This window comes from Frigoribacterium sp. 2-23 (assembly GCF_049601585.1).
Taxonomy (GTDB): domain Bacteria; phylum Actinomycetota; class Actinomycetes; order Actinomycetales; family Microbacteriaceae; genus Frigoribacterium.
In genome coordinates this window covers 960,253-978,568 of sequence record NZ_CP187126.1, presented here as the reverse complement: position 1 = coordinate 978,568, position 18,316 = coordinate 960,253, and the positions used below count along the sequence as shown (strand labels likewise).

Genomic DNA, 18,316 nt, shown 5'->3' with positions numbered 1-18,316 from the left:
GCCTCCGAAGTGCCCGACACGCCCGGGCGATTCGTCGCCCTGACGCGGCGAACAGGCCGGTCGTGCCGGGCCTGTCCGGCAGTGCCGATCAGGCGGCGGGGGCCTCAGCCCGTCGTGACGAAGTCGATCAGCTCTTCGACCCGGCCGAGCATCGCCGGCTCGAGGTCGGCGAACGTCCGGACGCGCGACAGGATGCGCTGCCAGGCGCGGGCGATGTCGGCCTGGTCGTCGTGCGGCCAGCCGAGGGCCTCGCAGATGCCGTGCTTCCACTCGATCGACCGGGGGATCTGCGGCCATGCCTCCAGCCCCAGGCGCGCGGGCTTCACCGACTGCCAGACGTCGACGTACGGGTGGCCGACGACCAGAACGTGTCGGCCGAGCGGACTCGCCGCGATGGCCTGCGCGATGCGGCTCTCCTTCGAACCGGCCACGAGGTGGTCGACGAGAACGCCCACACGCCGATCGGGCCCCGGTCGGAACTCCTTCAGCACGTCCGCGAGATGGTCCACCCCCTCGAGGTACTCGACGACGACGCCCTCGACGCGGAGGTCGTGACCCCAGACCTTCTCGACGAGCTCGGCGTCGTGCCGCCCTTCGACGAAGATGCGGCTCTGACGCGCGACCCGCGCCGGCGCGTTCGCGACGGCGAACGACCCGGAGGCACTGCGCGCGCGACCGGTCGGCGCCTGCCGCGGCGCCCGGAGCGCCACGGGCTTGCCATCGATGGCGAACGAGCCGCCGAGCGGGAACACCCGCGTGCGGCCCTTCCAGTCCTCCAACTCGACCGTGCCCGCCTCGAGACGGACGATCGCGCCGGTGAAACCGCTCGTCGTCTCTTCGACAACCAGGTCGCGGACGGCGTCCGTCGGGGTCGGTGCGGGCTTTGTCGACTTCTTCCAGTCGCCGGCGAGCACGTCGTGCCCGTAGCGGTCGTCATCCACGAGGTGATCCTCCGTCTCGGGGGCGGGGCTGATAGGGGCGGGCGGGGGGCTTCGCCCCCGGCTTCGACGTCGCGGTCGTCCGCGACGGCGTCCGGGCCACGGGCGTCGGCCGCACCGCCGAGGAGGCACGGGTCGACACCGGCGTCGCGGCCTGAGCCGCACCCGCCCTCGGGGCCACGGCCCGCGACGACCCGGCCCGCACCGACTCGCTGCGCATCGATTCCGTCGCTCCCGGCGGGGTGAAGCCCACCGTGAACACCCAGATCACTCCGACGAGGATCGCGAGCACGAACAGCACCGATAGGGCGGCCGGGGGCCACCAGACCGCGAGCGCCCCGGATTGCGAGACCATCCCGAGCACGAAGAGCGCTGCGACGAACCACTGCGCCCCGCCCACGCCGACGGCGAGATACGTGGCGTAGCGCCGCCGCATACCGCGGCGATGGGCCGGGGTCTTCCAGTACCGGGCGTGCGGGACGAGCACATGGCGCGCAGGTGTCCAAGCCAGTGCCGCCGCCGAGACGAGGTAGCCGCCGACGAGCAGCACGACGACGATCAGCCCGAGCAGCGTGACGTCGTCACGGCTCGCGGCCAGAGCGGAGCCGCCCGTCTCCTCGAGATGGACCAGGACGACGTGACCGGGCAGCACCCGGGACGCGACGGCCAGGGTCACGAGAGCCGCCGCCGTGCCGATTCCCATCGGCACGGCGGGTCGGACGACGTCTCTGATCGTCATCGGCTGCGCACCGCCCTCGAGAGGTCGATCAGGCCTGTGCCCGCTCGAGGACGAGCTCGCGGACGCGAGCCGCGTCGGCCTGGCCCTTCATCGCCTTCATGACGGCGCCGATCACGGCACCGGCGGCCTGGACCTTGCCGTCGCGGATCTTCTCGAGCACATCGGGCTGCTGCGCGAGAGCCGCATCGATGGCCTCGATCAGGGCACCATCGTCGGACACGACCTTGAGGCCGCGGGACTCGACGACCTGCGCGGGTGTGCCCTCGCCGGCCACGACGCCCTCGAGCACCTGGCGCGCGAGACGATCGGTCAGGTCGCCGTTCTCGACCAGGGCGATCAGTTCGCTGACGTGCTGCGGCGACGCGAGGCTCGACGGCTCGACGTCCGAGGCGTTCGCGAGACGGGCGATCTCGCCCGTCCACCACTTGCGGGCCGCCTGTGGCGACGCGCCTGCCTTCGTCGTCTCGACGATCTCGGTGAGCAGACCGGCGTTGACGACGTCCTGGAACTCCAGGTCGGCGAAGCCCCATTCGGCCTTCAGGCGACGACGGAGCGCCACGGGAGCCTCGGGCAGGGCCCGGCGCAGCTCGTCGACCAGCTCGCGCGACGGCACGACGGGCAGCAGGTCGGGTTCGGGGAAGTACCGGTAGTCGTCGGCGTCGCTCTTCGGGCGACCGGCCGAGGTGCGACCCGTGTCCTCGTGCCAGTGCCGGGTCTCCTGCGTGATCGTGCCGCCACCGGCGAGGATCGCCGCCTGGCGCTGGATCTCGTAGCGCACCGCGCGCTCGACCGACCGGAACGAGTTCACGTTCTTGGTCTCGGTGCGGGTGCCGAGCTTCTCCTGGCCGTGCGGGCGGAGCGACACGTTGGCGTCGCACCGCAGGTTGCCGCGCTCCATCCGGGCCTCGCTGACGCCGAGCGCACGCACGATGTCGCGGATCGTCGAGACGTAGGCCGCGCCGAGCTCGGGCCCGAGGGCGCCCGCGCCGATGATGGGCTTCGTCACGATCTCGACGAGCGGGATACCCGCGCGGTTGTAGTCGACGAGCGAGTACTCGGCGCCCTGGATACGCCCGGTCGAGCCCCCGACATGGGTCAGCTTGCCCGCGTCCTCCTCCATGTGGGCGCGCTCGATCGGGACGAGGAACACGGTGCCGTCGGGCAGTTCGACCTCGACCTCGCCCTCGAACGCGATCGGCTCGTCGAACTGGCTGACCTGGTAGTTCTTGGGGTTGTCGGGGTAGAAGTAGTTCTTCCGAGCGAACCGCGAGCTCTCGGCGATCGAGCAGCCGAGCGCGAGCCCGAGGCTGATCGAGTACTTCACGGCCTGCTCGTTGACGACGGGCAGCGACCCGGGCAGACCGAGGTCGACCGGGGTGACGTTCGTGTTCGGGGCGCCGCCGAAGAAGTTCGGGGCGTCGGAGAACATCTTGGTCTTGGTGGCGAGTTCGACGTGGACCTCGAAGCCGAGCACGACCTCGAAACGCTCGAGGGCCTCGTCGTAGTCCATCAGGTCTGCGCGGGCCATCAGATGACTCCCTCGGTCGCGGCGGTCTGTTCGGTGGTGCTGAGGTCGGGGGCGCGCGAGATGAGGGTGTGACCCCAGCTCTGCTCGAGCAGCTGCTCGACCGCGGCACCGTAGGTGTAGAGGCGGGCGTCGGCGCGGGCCGGGGCCATCAACTGCAGCCCCGTCGGCAGGCCGTCTTCGGCGGCGAGCCCCATCGGGACCGAGATACCCGGGATGCCGGCGAGGTTGGCCGGAATGGTGGTGAGGTCGTTGAGGTACATCGACAGCGGGTCGTCGAGCTTCTCGCCGAAGCGGAAGGCCGTGGTCGGCGCGGACGGCGAGACGAGGACGTCGACCTGGTCGAACGCCTTCGCGAAGTCGCGCTGCACGAGCGTGCGCACCTTTTGCGCGCTGCCGTAGTACGCGTCGTAGTACCCCGCGCTGAGCGCGTATGTGCCGAGGATGATGCGTCGCTTCACCTCGGGGCCGAAACCGGCCTCGCGGGTCGCGGCCATCACGTCTTCGACCGTTCCGCCACCCTCGGGCTGCACGCGCAGACCGAAGCGGACGGAGTCGAACTTGGCCAGGTTGCTCGACGCCTCGGCCGGCAGGATGAGGTAGTAGGCGCTGATCGCGTACTCGAAGCTCGGCGCGTCGATCTCGACGATCTCGGCACCAGCGTTAGCCATCAGTTCGAGGGCCTCGGCGAACCGCGCCTTGACGCCGGCCTGGAACCCCTCGCCGTTGAGCTCGCGCACGACACCGACGCGGACGCCCTGCAGGGCTCCCCCGGCGAGCCCGGAGCGAGCCGCCTCGGCGAACGAGGGCCACTCGTCGCGCAGCGAGGTCGAGTCGCGAGGGTCGTGCCCCTTGATGACGTCGTGCAGCAGCGCGGAGTCGAGCACGGTGCGGCTGACGGGGCCGACCTGGTCGAGCGAGCTCGCGAGTGCGATGGCTCCGTAGCGGCTGACGCCGCCGTACGTCGGCTTGACGCCGACCGTGCCGGTGACGGCGCCGGGCTGACGGATCGAGCCGCCCGTGTCGCTGCCGAGGGCGAGGGGCGCCTCGAACGCGGCGACAGCTGCGGCCGAGCCGCCGCCCGAGCCGCCGGGGATGCGGTCGAGGTCCCACGGGTTGTGGGTCGGGCCGTAGGCCGAGAACTCGGTGGACGAGCCCATGGCGAACTCGTCCATGTTCGTCTTGCCGAGCAGCACGAGGTCGGCGGCGCGGAGGCGCGAGACGACGGTGGCGTCGTACGGCGGCACCCAGCCCTCGAGGATCTTGCTGCCCGACGTCGACGGCATGTCGAGCGTGCAGAGCACGTCTTTCACGGCGATGGGCACACCGGCCAGCGCCCCGAGGGATTCGCCGGAGGCGCGGCGTCGGTCGATCGCGGCCGCCGCGTCGAGGGCGGTGTCGCTGATGTACAGGAAGGCGTGGACGTCGCCGTCGACGGCCTCGATGCGATCGAGGTGAGCCTTGGCGACCTCGACGGCGGACACGTCGCCCGCGGCGAGCTTGTCGCCGAGTTCGGCCGCCGTGAGACGGATGAGTGCTGCGTCTGTCATGGCTACTGCTCTTCTCCCAGGATCGCGCTGACCTTGAATCGCGACCCGTCGTGGTCGGGGGCGCCCGAGAGCGCCTGCTCGGCCGTCAGCGTCTCGCCGACGACGTCGGGACGGAACACGTTCTCGAGCGGGATCGGGTGGCTGGTCGCGGGGACGTCGGCCGTCGCGACCTCGGACACCTTGGCGACGTTGTCCACGATGGCGCCGAGCTCGCCGGTCATCTTGTCGATCTCGTCGGGGGTGAGGGCGATACGGGCGAGACCTGCGAGGTGCTCCACCTGCTCGCGCGTGATTTCAGACATGCGGCTCCGTCACGTGTTCGGCTGGGGTGTCGCTCGATTCTACGGGGCCGCACCGACACGGGAGGCCCGGCGTGCGACGATCCACAGCCCGAGGGCGGCCGCGAAGAACATCGAGGCGAGCAGCACCCATCCAGGGCTACCCAACCCGATGGCCGTCTGGGTGACGACGACGGGGGCGAGCATCGCCCCGATCGCGGCGCCGGTTCCGTAGACGCCCTGGTACGCACCCGCCCGCTCGGGGTCGGCGAGCTCGAAGCCGAGACCCCAGCCACCGGCGGCGAGATACACCTCGGCCAACGAGTGGGAGGCGGCGGCCGCGAGCAGTACGACGACGGCGATGACGGGCTGGCCGATCGCGGCGGCGGCCCAGAGGGCACAGGCGACCACCATCAAGGCGCCGCCGACGAGACTCGCCCGACCCGCGCCTCCGACGTCGCGAGTCCCCCGCGACAACGGGATCTGCAGGGCGATCACGATCGCCGTGTTCATCAACAGCAGCACCGACACGATCGCCGTCGGCGCCGCCGTGTGCTGCGAGACCCACACGGGCACACCGACTTCGAAGAGCCCGAACTGCATCGTCGTCACCGCGCCGAGGACGGTGATCGCGAGGTAGCGGCGATCGCGCAGCGGAGACCGCCCCGGAGCCCTCTCGCCGACGACGCGCGGCGCCGTGGCGGGGTCGACGTAGGGCAGTCGGACGAGCCAGACGAGGCTCGCCAGATAGGTGACACCGCCGACGACGAGGGCGCCCCGATAGAACGACTCGTCGTCGATGACGAGCGCGACACCCGCGACGGCCGTGCCGAGTCCGATGCCGATGTTCGTGACGACGCGCATGCTCGCCCGGGCTCCGACACGCTTCGGCCCCTCGAAGGCCCGCGCCAGCAGCGCCGATCGGGCCGAGGAGGCGGCGTTCTGACTGCCCACCACGATGCAGGCCACGACGACGTACCAGACGAGGCCGCCGACGAACGCGTAACCGACGAGCCCCGCACCCATCACCGCCGTGCCGACGATCATGAGCCGCTTGGCACCGAACGCGTCGGCCAGGTAGCCGCCGGCGAACGAGGCCACGACGCCCACGGCCCCGGCCGCCGTCAGCCCGGCCCCCACGGACAGCGCCGACAGCCCGACGACCCGGGTGAAGAAGATCACCGAGAGCGTGAAGAACATGCCGCGGCCGACGGTGCTGACGAGCGTCGCCACGAGCAACCCGCGGAGGACAGGGTCGCCGCCGCGGAGACGGTGCACGGTTCGGGTCATCAGCGAGGTCGTCGTCACGGACCGACTCTGCCGGGATCGCCGCGCCGGTACCAGAGATGTAGCGTGGGGCTTCATGGTGCTGCGCTACGTCCTCGACGGGACCGACCTCTCGTACGTGCGGTTCGGCATCAGCCCGCTGACCGAGATGACGCTCAGCCTGCGCTCGTTCGACGACCCGGGCCGGTTCCCCTTCCATCTGCCCTGGTTGCGGCACGTCGACTCCGTGCGCGGCCTCCTCGACGACGACGCCCTGCGCGCCTGCGTCGACGGGCGCCTCTGGACGCTCGACTTCCTCACCCCGTCGCCCGCATCGCCCCTCGTCGACATCGCCGACGAGCTCGCCGCCGTCGCGCGGCTCGACCCGACGGTCGTCGCGCGCGATATCGCGGCACTGCACGGCGGCACGCCGCCCCCGGCGCTGGCCGGCGACCCGCGTGCCGCCCGAGACCGGGTCGTCGAGGCGCTCTCCACCTACTGGCGTCTGTGCTTCGAGCCGTTCTGGCCGCTCATGCGGGCCCGGCTCGAGGCCGACATCGTCTTCCGTGCCCGGGAGATCTCGAACGCGGGCCTGGCCGGCATGTTCGCGGGTCTCAGCGAGAAGGTGCGCCTGCGAGGCTCCGTCGTGTCGATCCGGCTCGCCGCGGCGTCACCCGAACGCCGGGTCGAGACCCGAGGGTCGGGCCTGACCCTCGTCCCGTCGTTCTTCACCCGGGGAGGCTCGGTCCCGATCGAGGACGACGCGCCTCCCACGATCATGTATCCGTGCCGCGGCGTCGGGGCCCTGTGGCAGCGCGCGGCACCCGTCGCGCCGCGCGCGCTGTCGACCGTCTTCGGAGAAGCCCGCACGCGCCTCCTGCTCGCCCTCGACGAGCCGTCCTCGACGACGGCACTCGCCCTCTCGATCGGCGTGACGGCATCGGCCGTGGGCCAGCACCTGCGCGCCCTCCGCGCCGCGGGGCTGCTGACGTCGCACCGGGTCGGACGCAGCGTGCTCTACTCGCGCACGGACGTCGCCGAGGCGCTGGTCGCGCAGACGGCGCTCACCCCGGCCGGGTGAGGCTCAGTCGGCCAGGTAAAGGTCTTGCGGCCGGACGAGGGCGAGGCTCGGCGCCTCCGGCCCGTGGTCACCCGGGGTGCGCTGGTCGTCGTCAACGAGGTCGCCCCGCCCGAGGCCGATGAGGGCGAGGTTCTTCATCGACTCCGTGCCGGGTCTGAAGTAGTCGTTGTGCCCCAGGGCGGCGCCCAGGGCCTGCCCGGTCAGGGTGTCGCGGCCTCCCCCGGTGTGCAGCAGGACGGCTCCGAAGGCTGCGGAACCCGGGTCGACGCCGAAGAAGCCGCTGCCCGCGACCGGGTCGAAGCTGCCGGCGGCCGCGTAGACGTCGTGCCCGCGCACCGAGAGATCGGCCGCGTCGGCGGTGATGGAGCCGGGCGACCCCAGCAGCACGAGGGAGTCGACGGTGATGCGACCGGAGGAGAGAGCGATGGTGGCCGTCGTCGACCCGTACGAATGCGCCATCACGGTGACCCGGGCCGGGTGGGTCGCCCGGACCGCGTCGAGCCCGAGCACCGCGTGCTCGAGCCGCACGGCCCCCCGGTGCGCGAGATCGAGGGTGAAGAAGTTCATCAGGTCGGGTGTCCGGTAGCCCATCCACGCCACCGTCGCCGTCGTGGCGAGACGGCTGCCGCGATCGACCGACAGGCCGACGACGAACCGCTGCTGTTCGTCGTACAGCGAACCCGCCGTACTCGTCCAGTCGACCATCTGGCCCGTCACCGCGAAGAGCATGCCCGGAACGAGCACGTTGACGTCGTCCGCGGTGTCGAGATCGCCCACGCTGATGGCTGCCCGCCCCGGCATCACGGTGTCGAGCGCCACGAGATGCCGCGCGGCGTCCCCCGTCGTCCGATCGCCGAGTGCCGCCTGCACCTGGTCGAGCATGGCGAGTCGACTGGTGTCGTCACCCTGCGCCCCGTCGCGCCCCGTCGCGATCCGGTCGCGGAGGTCGTCGGTCGCCGTCGCGAGGAAGATCCGGTTGGCGCCGTCGCGGACCGCATACGGCACACCCTCGATGTTGCCGATGACGCCCGGCAGATCGGTGACGAGCTCGACCCGACGGAGCTCGTCCAGGGAGGCCCACCACGACGCGGCGTCGGCCGCATCACCCTCGTCGGTGAGGGCGTCGCAGAGCGCGGACGCGTCGTCGCCGTCCGCATCGAGCGATCCGGCGAAGGCCTCGACACGATCGGAGGAGGCGCGGGCCAGCTGGTCGAGGCACGACTCGGCCGAGAAGGCGGCCGAGTCCCAGTGCCGGCAATCGCCGAGGTCCGTGACCCGGTTCGGGCTCGACTCCGCGCGGGGAGACTCCGTCGTGGCCGGGGCGCGGACGGCGGCGGCGGTCACGACCGACGACTCCGCCGGGGATGTGACGGACGTGAAAACCGGCTCTGCGGGTACGGCTGGGGCCCCGGCCACTCCCAGGAGGTGGACCGAGGCAGAAAGCACGGCGGCGGCGAGGAACAGCACGTCGGGTTAGTCCCCTCGTACGCACCTGTACCCCGAGCGCCCTACAGCCGGGGACGGTACGTGCTCACATAGTAAGAGGCACGACCCCGTGCAGGCCAGGAAACTCAGGACTCCCGCGGTTCGGTACCCCCCACACTGGGGTCATCCAACGCTTGCGGACCCTCGGTGACGAGCAGTGCGAATTCGGCTGCATCGATGATCCGTACCCCGAGTTGCTCGGCCTTCGTGAGTTTCGAGCCCGCACCGGGACCGGCGGCGACGTAGTCGGTCTTCTTGCTGACGCTGTTGCCGGCCTTGCCGCCCGCCGCGAGGATCGCCTGTTGGGCGCCCTCGCGGGTGAACCCCTCGAGGCTGCCGGTCGCGACCACGGTGAGCCCCGCGAGGACTCCCCCGGCGGCCTCGGCGGCACCCGGCCCCGGATGCCCGGGTGTCGTGAACTGCACGCCGGCGGCCGTCCAGCGGTCGATGATCTCGACGTGCCAGTCGACGTCGAACCAGGCGAGCAGCGCGTCGGCGATGATGCCTCCCACGCCGTCGACGGCGGCGAGGTCGTCGCGGGACGCCGAGCGGATCGCGTCGAGCGAGCCGAAGTGGTTCGCGAGAGCCCGGGCGGCGACCGGCCCGACGTGCCGGATGCTGAGGCCGACGAGGATGCGCCAGAGCGGGCTCGTCTTCGCCTTGTCGAGGTTCGAGATGACCTCGAGGGCCGTCTTCGACGGCACACTCGCGACGTCTCCCGAGAACTCGGTCGCCTCGGGGTCGAGGTCGCCGTCGCGTTTCGCGCGACGGCGCTGGAACGGCGACACCTCTTTCGGCGCTCCGTCGTCGGTGAGCTTCGGCATACCCGTCTCGGAGTCGCGCACGATCACGCGGATCGGGAAGAGATCGGCCACCGTGAGGTCGAACAGACCCGCCTCGGTCGCGAGCGGCGGCTGCTCGGGGTAGACGGGCTGCGTCAGCGCGGCGGCGGCGACCTCGCCGAGACCCTCGACGTCGAGCGAGCCTCGCGACGCGATGTGCTCGACCCGGCCGCGGACCTGGGCGGGGCAGCTCTTGGCGTTCGGGCACCGGAGGTCGATGTCGCCCTCTTTGGCGGGTGCGAGCTCGGTGCCGCACTCGGGGCAGTTCGTCGGCATGACGAACTCGCGCTCGCTGCCGTCGCGGAGCTCGACGACGGGCCCGAGCACCTCGGGGATGACGTCGCCCGCCTTCCGCAGAACGACGGTGTCGCCGATCAGGACGCCCTTGGCCTTGACGACCTGTTGGTTGTGCAGGGTCGCCTGACGCACCTCGCTGCCGGCGACCTCGACCTTCTCCATGACGGCGAACGGTGTCGCGCGGCCGGTGCGGCCCACGCTCACCACGATGTCGAGCAGCGTGGTGTTGACCTCTTCGGGCGGGTACTTGAACGCGGTCGCCCAACGCGGGGCCCGACTCGTGGCGCCGAGCTCTTCGTGCAGCCCGAGGTCGTCGACCTTGATGACGATGCCGTCGATCTGGTGCTCGACACTCGCGCGACGTTCCCCGTACCGGGTGATGAACGCCTGCACGTCGTCGATCGCGTCGAAGACCTCGAAGTGCGTCGAGATCGGCAACCCCCAGGAGCCGAGCAGACCGTAGATCTCGGACTGCGACCGGACGTCGGTGTCACGCTCGAGCTCGCGGACGGGCCATGCTCCGATGCCGTGCACGAGCATGCGGAGACGCTTCAGGCGCGCGACCATCAGCGCCTTCTTCTCCGGGCTCTTGCCCTCTTCTTTCTGCCGGAGCGAGCCGGCCGCCGCGTTGCGCGGGTTGGCGAACACGCGCTCGACCGCCTCGCGCTGCTGGGCGTTCAACGCGTCGAATTCGGCGACGGGGAAGAAGATCTCGCCGCGGACCTCGACGATCGGCGGGTGACCGGTGCCCGAGAGGCGCTCGGGGATGGTACCCATCGTGAGGACGTTGCCGGTCACGTCCTCGCCGACGACACCGTCGCCGCGCGTCGCCGCCGTGACGAGCAGACCGTTCTCGTACCGCAGGTTGATGGCCAGGCCGTCGATCTTCAGCTCGGTCAAGAACCGGACCCGCTCGGACCCCGCGTCGCGCTGCACCTTGCCCGCCCACTCGGCGAGCTCCTCCGCGCTGAAGACGTTGTCGAGACTGAGCATGCGCTCGGCGTGCTCGACCGGGGCGAACTGCGTCGTCTCGGCACGACCGCCGACCGTCTGGGTGGGGCTGTCGGGCTTCTGCAGCTCGGGGTGCTGCCGCTCGAGGGCGTCGAGGCGGTGGACCATCGCGTCGTAGTCGCCGTCGGACACGGTCGAGGCGTTGCCCTCGTAGTACTGATCGCGCAGCTCGAGGATGCGCGACGTGAGCGCCTCGGCCTCGTCTCGTGCCGAGCTCAGCTCGGCCGGGACGGCACTGTCGGTCATGTCGCTGCCTACGCGGGGGTGGAGACCGCCGCGGCCGGCACCGGGACGGCGCTGATCGTGCGGTCGATGGTGCACTGGCCGAGGACGCGTGTGCCGACGTAGACGACGGCGGTCTGCCCGGGGGCGACGCCGTTCAACGGCTCGTGGGGTGTGATCACGAGTTCAGTCTTACCCTCGACCACCGACACCCGCGCGATGGCCGGGACGGGGTCGGCGTGCGCACGGATCTGCACGTCGCACTCGAACGGGGTCGCGGGGTCGGCCGGTGCGAGACCGGCCCACGTGAACGAGGAGCCCGCGATCTGGGCGATGTCGAGCGCCTCCTTCGGGCCGACCACGACCGTGTTGTCGACCGGGCGCACCTCGAGTACGAAGCGGGGCTTGCCGTCGTCGGCGGGGAACCCGATGTTGAGCCCCTTGCGCTGGCCGACGGTGAACGCGTGGGCGCCCTCGTGCGAGCCGATCACCGACCCGGAGCGGTCGAGGATCTCGCCCGTCTCGGCGCCGACCCGCTCGGCGAGCCAGCCGCGGGTGTCGCCATCGGGGATGAAGCAGATGTCGTGGCTGTCGGGCTTCGACGCGACGCTGAAGCCGCGCTCCGCCGCCTCGGCACGGACCTCGGCCTTGGACGGCGTCGCCCCGAGCGGGAACATGGAGTGCGCCAGCTGCTCGGCCGTCAGCACGCCGAGCACGTAGCTCTGGTCCTTTGCCCACGCGGAGGCGCGGTGCAACTCTTTGTTGCCCTGGTCGTCGGTGACGATGGTCGCGTAGTGCCCCGTGCACACGGCGTCGAAGCCGAGCGCCAGCGCCTTCTCGAGCAGCGCGGCGAACTTGATGCGCTCGTTGCAGCGCATACAGGGGTTCGGGGTGCGGCCGGCGGTGTACTCGGCGACGAAGTCGTCGACCACGTCGAGTTTGAAGCGCTCGGAGAAGTCCCAGACGTAGTAGGGGATGCCGATCATGTTCGCGGCGCGCTGCGCGTCCATGCTGTCCTCGATGGTGCAGCAGCCCCGGCTGCCGGTGCGCAGCGTGCCGGGCATGCGGCTCAGTGCCAGATGGACGCCCACCACGTCGTGACCCGCTTCGACGGCGCGAGCCGCCGCAACCGCCGAGTCGACACCACCGCTCATCGCCGCCAGAACCTTCATCCCTCCAGTGTAGGCGCGGCCCGGCGTAGGCTCATCGAGCCATGACCTCGACCGCTCCCGCCTTCAGCCTGCGGTCCGTCGCCCTGGCCGCCTTCCTCCCCGCCACTTTGTTCGCCCTCGGCGAGGGGGCGATCATCCCGATCATCCCGGTCGTCGCCACGTCGTTGGGGGCCTCGCTCCCCTTCGCCGGTTTCGTCGCCGCGCTCATCCTCGTCGGCGAACTCATCGGAGACATCCCGAGCGGCTGGCTGGTGTCCCGCATCGGCGAGCGCACGGCGATGATCTCGGCGGCGTTGTTCAGCATCGCCGGCCTCATCACCTGCGTCCTCGCGCCGAACCCGATCGTCCTGTCGGTCGGCGTCTTCGCGATCGGCCTCTCGACGGCCGTGTTCGCGCTCGCGCGACATGCCTTCATGACCAGCTACGTGCCTCCGGAGATCCGGGCGCGTGCCCTGTCGAGCCTCGGCGGCGTGTTCCGTCTCGGCTACTTCGTGGGGCCGCTGTTGTCGGCCGGTCTCATCCACCTCACCGGATCGGTGCAGTCGGCGTTCTGGTTGCACGTCGCCGGCTGCCTCGGCGCCGCCATCACGCTGCTCCTCGTGCGCGACCCGTCGGCCGCCGTCGCCAGCGCCGGCACCGACGCCCAACCCGGAACCGCCGCCGAACCCGTCGGGACCGAGGGGGCCACGCTGGTCGCCGCCGAGGCGCACGGCTTGTTCCACACGCTGTGGTCGTACCGCGGCGTGCTGGTCAAGCTCGGCAGCGGCGCCGCCCTGATCGGGGCGATGCGGGCCGGGCGCCAGGTCATGCTGCCGCTCTGGGCCGTGAGCATCGGGCTCGGCGCGTCCGAGACCGCGCTCGTGATCGGCCTGGCCGGCGCGATCGACTTCGCGTTGTTCTACACGAGCGGTCAGATCATGGACCGGTTCGGCCGCCTGTGGAGCGCCCTGCCCTGCATGATCGGTCTCGGCCTCTCGTACCTGGCGCTCTCTCTGACCCACGATCTCGATGCCCGGGTGGGCTGGTTCGTCGGGGTGGCGATGGTCATGTCCCTGGCCAACGGCGTGGGCAGCGGCATCCTCATGACGCTCGGCGCCGACCTGGCCGAACCATCGAACCCCGCGCCCTTCCTCGGCGCGTGGCGCTTCACGGGAGACGCGGGCAGCGCGGCGGCCCCGCTGTTGATCTCGGCGGTCAGCGCCCTCGCCTCGATCGCCCTCGCGAGTGGCGTCATGGGCGTGCTGGGGCTGATCGGCGCGGGCATCCTGCTCCGCTACGTGCCGCGCTATGCACCGCACACGCGACGTCCACGTCGAGGCCGGGAGCCCGTGGCTCCGTCTCGTGCGGGAGAAGGGACTTGAACCCTCACGCTCGAAAGCACAGGAACCTAAATCCTGCGTGTCTGCCAATTTCACCACTCCCGCGGCAGAGACGAGTGTAACCAGCCGCTCCCTGCCGTGCCGCTATCGGCAGATGCACGGGTCGGCGCAGGGTTCGGGTCGATTACTCTGAGACCCATCACCTGTCAGCGGGCCGAAAGGCCCCTGGACGACGTCGGCACCCGCGCCGAGTGACCGACGACCGGAGAACGACATGCTGCCCCTGGCCACCATCTCTTGGCTGGACCCCCAGTTCCTCCTCGGGGCGTTCGGCCCCTGGGCCGTGCTCGGCGTCTGCCTGCTCGTCTTCGCCGAGACCGGGCTGCTCGTCGGCTTTCTCTTCCCCGGCGACACCCTGTTGATCATCACGGGCATCCTCGCCGCGACGAACCCGGGTGCGCTCGGGTTGCCCATCTGGCTGATCGCGATCCTGATCGGCATCGCGGCCTTCGCCGGGGGCGAGGTCGGCTATCTGATCGGCCACAAGGTGGGGCCTCGTATCTTCGAGCGCAAGGAGAGCGGGCTGTTCAGCGTCGCCAACGTGAAGCGCACCAACGCGTTCTTCGAGCGCTTCGGGCCGATGGCCGTGATCATCGCCCGGTTCGTGCCGGTCGTGCGCACCTTCGCGCCGATCATGGCCGGTGTCGGTCACATGAGCTACCGCCGCTACTCGCTGTTCAACGCGATCGGCGCGTTCGTCTGGGGCGCCGGAGTCACGCTCGCCGGGTTCGGCATCGGCCACATCCCGCCGGTCGCGCGCTTCGTCAGCAGCTACATCGACCTCATCCTGCTCGGCGCCGTGCTCGCCACCGTCATCCCGATCGTGATCCACTACCTGCACGGCGTGCACCAGGCCAAGAAGGCCGAGCAGACCGACACGACGACCGCGCCGACACAGCTCTAGCGCGGTCAGCGCCCGAGCGCCGCCACCCGCGGTGCGATCGCGCGGAAGGCCCGCGAGCGGTGGCTGACCGCGTTCTTCTCGTCGGGCGACAGCTCGGCCGAGCTGCGGGAGCCGCCCTCGGGACGGAAGACCGGGTCGTAACCGTGCCCGCCCGTGCCGACCCGCGCCTCCAGGATGTCGCCCTGCCACTCGCCGTACTCGACGAACTCGGCGTCTTCGGCGGCCTCGGGCGGCCCGTCGGGGCCCACGGCGCCCACGGGCGGGGGGACGACGAGCGCGGCGGCGCAGGAGAAGTGCGCCCGACGGTCGGTCACGCCCTCGAGGTTCTTCAGGAGCAGATCGATGTTGTCGTCGTCGTCGCGGGTGCCTGCGTAGCGGGCCGAATGGATGCCCGGTGCACCGCCGAGGGCATCCACCGAGATACCGCTGTCGTCGGCGAGGGCGGGGAGCCCGGTGTAGGCCGCGGCCGCGCGTGCCTTGATCAGCGCGTTGGCGGCGAACGAGTCGCCGTCCTCGACCGGCTCGGGGCCGTCGTAGGCCACGAGCTCGACGTCGGGTGCCGTCTCGGCCAGAATTCTCCGCAGCTCGGCGATCTTGCCCTGGTTGTGCGTGGCGATGACGACGCGCACCGCGACCCCGTCGGTCATCGTCCGAGGACCTCGCGCTGGATCGCCGACAGGTCGACGGCACCGCCGAGGGCGAGGTCGAGCAGGGAGTCGAGCTCGGCGCGGTCGAACGGCGCCCCCTCGGCCGTGCCCTGCACCTCGACGAACGACCCGCTGCCCGTGACGACGACGTTCATGTCGGTCTCGGCACGGACGTCCTCGACGTAGGCGAGGTCGAGCATCGGCACACCGTCGATGATGCCGACCGACACGGCCGAGACGCTGTCGCGCAGAGGCGTCGCCTTCTGGCCGATGAACTTCTTCTCGCGGCCCCATTCGATCGCCTCGGCGAGCGCGACGTAGGCGCCCGTGATGGCGGCGGTACGCGTGCCTCCGTCGGCCTGCAGCACGTCGCAGTCGAGCACGATCGTGTTCTCGCCGAGGGCCTTGGTGTCGACGACCGCCCGGAGGCTGCGACCGATGAGGCGGGAGATCTCGTGCGTTCGGCCGCCGATCTTGCCCTTGACGCTCTCGCGGTCCATACGCGAGTTGGTCGAACGGGGCAGCATCGAGTACTCGGCCGTGACCCAGCCCTTGCCCTTGCCGGTCAGCCAGCGGGGCACGCCGTTCGTGAACGATGCGGTGCAGAGCACCTTGGTGTTGCCGAACGAGACGAGCGCGCTGCCCTCGGCCTGGGTGCTCCAGCCCTTCTCGATGGTGACGGTGCGGAGCTGGTCGGCGGTGCGGCCGTCGGCGCGCGGGGTGGTCGTGGTGTCGGTCATGGCGTGTCCTCTGGTGTCGGAGTGGGAGGCGGTGGTCGCTACGCGCGGGGCGTGGCGTGACGGATCGGGAGTTCGATGGTGCCGGTCTCGAGGTGGCTGACGCGCGAGACCTCGGGCCCCAGGAATCGCTTGGCCAAGCGGAGGAAGGAGTCCTGGTCTTCGCTCGTCGCCTCGAAGTCGTAGGTCGGGGCCGAGGAGGCGGTGCGCTGGAGGCCGTGACTGACCAGGGTCCGGTAGACGTCGTTGGCCGTCTCCTCGGCGCTCGAGACGAGACGGACGTCGTCACCCATGACGTACTGGATCGCGGCCGAGAGGAGCGGGTAGTGCGTGCAGCCGAGCACGAGGGTGTCGACGCGGGCCTCGCGGAGCGGCGCCAGATAATCCTCGGCGATCTGGCGCAGCTCGGGGCTGCTCGTGTCGCCGGCCTCGACGAACTCGACGAAGCGCGGGCAGGCCTGCGTGATCAGCTCGAGGTCGGAGGCGGCGGCGAAGGCGTCTTCGTAGGCCCGCGAGTTGACCGTGCCCTCCGTGCCGATCACGCCGACGCGCCGGGTCCGTGTCTGCTTCACGGCCGCGCGGACGGCGGGCTGGATGACCTCGACGACCGGGATGCCGCTGCCGAGCGTGTATCGCTCGCGCGCATCGCGGAGGACGGCGGCCGAAGCCGTGTTGCAGGCGATCACGAGCAGCTTGACCCCCTGGGCGACGAGGTCGTCCATCACGGCCAGCGCGTACTCGCGCACCTGTGCGATGGGCTTCGGCCCGTAGGGCGAGTGGGCGGTGTCACCGACGTACAGGATCGACTCGCGAGGCAGCTGGTCGATGATGGCCCGCGACACCGTGAGCCCCCCGACCCCGCTGTCGAAGACTCCGATGGGTGCGTCCGTCACGGTGCGCCAGTCTACCGGGCACGCCTAGGGTGGACCCGTGACCAGCGCACTCCTGACCGACCGCTACGAGATCACCATGGTCGAAGCGGCCCTGAGATCCGGCACCGCCCACCGCGACAGCGTGTTCGAGGTCTTCGCCCGACGCCTGCCCGAGGGACGCCGCTACGGTGTCGTCGCCGGCACGGGCCGGTTCTTGCAGCAGCTCGCCGACTTCCGCTTCGGCGAGGCCGAGTTGGCCTGGTTGCGCGACAACCGCATCGTCGACGGCACCACCGTCGACTGGCTCGCCGACTACCGCTTCTCGGGGTCCATCTGGGGCTACCGCGAGGGCGAGGTGTACCTGCCCAACTCGCCACTGCTCGTCATCGAGGCGTCCTTCGCGGAGGCCGTGCTGCTCGAGACGCTCGCGCTCAGCGTCTTCAACTACGATTCGGCCGTGGCCAGTGCCGCGGCCCGCATGGTGTCGGCCGCCGACGGTCGCCCGCTGGCCGAGATGGGCTCGCGTCGGACGGGTGAACGGAGTGCGGTCGCGGCCGCGCGCGCCGCGTACATCGCGGGCTTCGGAGCCACGAGCAACCTGGAAGCAGGGCGCACCTGGGGCATCCCGACCATGGGGACCGCAGCCCACGCGTTCACCCTGTTGCACGACAGCGAGGAGCAGGCCTTCCGGGCGCAGGTCGACACCCTGGGGCCGGGCACGACGCTGTTGATCGACACGTACGACATCCCGACCGCCGTCGAGACGGCCGTCCGGGTCGCCGGGACAGGCCTCGGCGCCGTGCGTATCGACAGCGGCGACCTGCCGTCGCTCGTCGGTCAGGTACGGCGCCAGCTCGACTCGCTCGGCGCCACCGGCACCCGGATCACGGTGACGAACGACCTCGACGAGTTCACGATCGCGGCCCTCCGCGCGGCACCGGTGGACAGTTTCGGTGTCGGGACCTCGGTCGTCTCGGGCTCGGGTCACCCCGCCGCCGGCATGGTGTTCAAGCTCGTCGCCCGTCGGGGCGACGACGGCGGCTGGGTGTCGGTGGCCAAGAAGTCGGCCGAGAAGGCGACGGTGGGCGGCCGCAAGCACGCCGTGCGCGTGCTCGACGGCGGCATCGCGACGACGGAGCTGATCCGCGTGGGTTCGACCGAGACCCGGGCGGGCGAGAGGCCCTTGCTCGTCCCCCTCGTCACGGACGGCGAGATCGACCCCTCCTACCTGGGGGCCGAGGGCACGAAACGTGCCCGCGATCACCGCCAGGAGGCAATGTCAGAACTACCGGCCGATGCCTTCCGACTCGGCCGCGGCGATCCGGTCGTGCCGACCGTCTACGCGTGAGAGAGGCGTCACCTGACGAACGT

General features: G+C 70.9%; 16 protein-coding genes and 1 tRNA gene. 4 read left to right on the top strand and 13 right to left on the bottom strand.

Features of this window, described 5'->3' with window-relative positions; genetic code table 11:
• Nucleotides 1-104: 104 nt before the first annotated feature.
• From ACPEEZ_RS04635 to ACPEEZ_RS04610, 6 genes are read right to left on the bottom strand one after another with little or no spacing between them, the layout of a single operon-like run.
• Nucleotides 105-941 (bottom strand): DUF3097 domain-containing protein, encoded by an 837-nt coding sequence (locus tag ACPEEZ_RS04635; protein ID WP_423923289.1) that lies wholly within the window; start codon nt 939-941, stop codon nt 105-107.
• On the bottom strand, nt 934-1,677 hold the full coding sequence (locus ACPEEZ_RS04630; protein WP_423923287.1) for a hypothetical protein: 744 nt from the start codon (nt 1,675-1,677) through the stop codon (nt 934-936). The genes ACPEEZ_RS04635 and ACPEEZ_RS04630 overlap by 8 nt, the downstream gene beginning before the upstream one ends.
• Nucleotides 1,678-1,705: 28 nt before the next feature.
• Nucleotides 1,706-3,205, bottom strand: coding sequence for an Asp-tRNA(Asn)/Glu-tRNA(Gln) amidotransferase subunit GatB (gene gatB / locus ACPEEZ_RS04625; RefSeq protein WP_423923285.1), 1,500 nt, complete (start codon nt 3,203-3,205; stop codon nt 1,706-1,708).
• Nucleotides 3,205-4,752 (bottom strand): Asp-tRNA(Asn)/Glu-tRNA(Gln) amidotransferase subunit GatA, encoded by a 1,548-nt coding sequence (gene gatA / locus ACPEEZ_RS04620; RefSeq protein ID WP_423923283.1) that lies wholly within the window; start codon nt 4,750-4,752, stop codon nt 3,205-3,207. Before gatA ends, gatB begins: the two co-directional genes overlap by 1 nt.
• Before the next feature lie 2 nt (nt 4,753-4,754).
• Complete coding sequence (gatC, locus tag ACPEEZ_RS04615) at nt 4,755-5,054, bottom strand: Asp-tRNA(Asn)/Glu-tRNA(Gln) amidotransferase subunit GatC (protein ID WP_423923281.1); 300 nt, start codon at nt 5,052-5,054, stop codon at nt 4,755-4,757.
• A 39-nt stretch (nt 5,055-5,093) separates the two neighbouring features.
• Nucleotides 5,094-6,338 carry an MFS transporter gene (locus ACPEEZ_RS04610; RefSeq protein ID WP_423923279.1) on the bottom strand — a complete coding sequence of 415 codons (1,245 nt, stop codon included), beginning with the start codon at nt 6,336-6,338 and terminating at the stop codon, nt 5,094-5,096.
• Nucleotides 6,339-6,393: 55 nt separating this feature from the next.
• On the opposite strand from ACPEEZ_RS04610, the gene ACPEEZ_RS04605 reads away from it, so the two are divergent.
• Nucleotides 6,394-7,377 (top strand): DUF5937 family protein, encoded by a 984-nt coding sequence (locus tag ACPEEZ_RS04605; protein WP_423923277.1) that lies wholly within the window; start codon nt 6,394-6,396, stop codon nt 7,375-7,377.
• A 3-nt stretch (nt 7,378-7,380) separates the two neighbouring features.
• Here the strand turns inward: ACPEEZ_RS04605 and ACPEEZ_RS04600 are convergent, their stop codons facing one another.
• The 3 genes from ACPEEZ_RS04600 to mnmA all read right to left on the bottom strand — a co-directional run bounded on the left by ACPEEZ_RS04600 (nt 7,381) and on the right by mnmA (nt 12,406).
• Nucleotides 7,381-8,721: an alpha/beta hydrolase gene (locus ACPEEZ_RS04600; protein ID WP_423923275.1), complete on the bottom strand. Its 1,341-nt coding sequence runs from the start codon at nt 8,719-8,721 to the stop codon at nt 7,381-7,383.
• Nucleotides 8,722-8,948: 227 nt separating this feature from the next.
• Entirely contained in the window at nt 8,949-11,258 is a 2,310-nt protein-coding gene (gene ligA / locus ACPEEZ_RS04595) for an NAD-dependent DNA ligase LigA (RefSeq protein ID WP_423923273.1), read from the bottom strand.
• An 8-nt stretch (nt 11,259-11,266) separates the two neighbouring features.
• Complete coding sequence (gene mnmA, locus ACPEEZ_RS04590) at nt 11,267-12,406, bottom strand: tRNA 2-thiouridine(34) synthase MnmA (protein ID WP_423923271.1); 1,140 nt, start codon at nt 12,404-12,406, stop codon at nt 11,267-11,269.
• Nucleotides 12,407-12,447: 41 nt separating this feature from the next.
• On the opposite strand from mnmA, the gene ACPEEZ_RS04585 reads away from it, so the two are divergent.
• Nucleotides 12,448-13,767 (top strand): MFS transporter, encoded by a 1,320-nt coding sequence (locus ACPEEZ_RS04585; RefSeq protein WP_423923269.1) that lies wholly within the window; start codon nt 12,448-12,450, stop codon nt 13,765-13,767.
• On the opposite strand, the gene ACPEEZ_RS04580 is transcribed toward ACPEEZ_RS04585, so the two are convergent.
• Nucleotides 13,749-13,830 (bottom strand) — tRNA-Leu (locus tag ACPEEZ_RS04580). The two genes, ACPEEZ_RS04585 and ACPEEZ_RS04580, sit on opposite strands and share 19 nt — an antisense overlap.
• Before the next feature lie 169 nt (nt 13,831-13,999).
• Between ACPEEZ_RS04580 and ACPEEZ_RS04575 the strand changes: the two genes are divergently transcribed.
• The gene (locus ACPEEZ_RS04575) at nt 14,000-14,689 is read left to right on the top strand and encodes a DedA family protein (protein ID WP_423923267.1); all 690 of its coding nucleotides are present in this window, start codon (nt 14,000-14,002) and stop codon (nt 14,687-14,689) included.
• 5 nt (nt 14,690-14,694) lie between these two features.
• Here ACPEEZ_RS04575 and ACPEEZ_RS04570 read toward each other — a convergent pair whose 3' ends face one another.
• From ACPEEZ_RS04570 to murI, 3 genes are read right to left on the bottom strand one after another with little or no spacing between them, the layout of a single operon-like run.
• Nucleotides 14,695-15,336, bottom strand: coding sequence for a non-canonical purine NTP pyrophosphatase (locus tag ACPEEZ_RS04570; RefSeq protein ID WP_423923265.1), 642 nt, complete (start codon nt 15,334-15,336; stop codon nt 14,695-14,697).
• Nucleotides 15,333-16,076, bottom strand: a complete 744-nt coding sequence (gene rph / locus ACPEEZ_RS04565; RefSeq protein ID WP_423923263.1) for a ribonuclease PH — start codon at nt 16,074-16,076, stop codon at nt 15,333-15,335. Before rph ends, ACPEEZ_RS04570 begins: the two co-directional genes overlap by 4 nt.
• A gap of 38 nt (nt 16,077-16,114) precedes the next feature.
• Nucleotides 16,115-16,966, bottom strand: coding sequence for a glutamate racemase (gene murI / locus ACPEEZ_RS04560; RefSeq protein WP_423923261.1), 852 nt, complete (start codon nt 16,964-16,966; stop codon nt 16,115-16,117).
• 37 nt (nt 16,967-17,003) lie between these two features.
• Here murI and ACPEEZ_RS04555 point away from each other — a divergent pair, with 37 nt between their 5' ends.
• On the top strand, nt 17,004-18,293 hold the full coding sequence (locus ACPEEZ_RS04555) for a nicotinate phosphoribosyltransferase (protein WP_423923259.1): 1,290 nt from the start codon (nt 17,004-17,006) through the stop codon (nt 18,291-18,293).
• Nucleotides 18,294-18,316 lie beyond the last annotated feature (23 nt).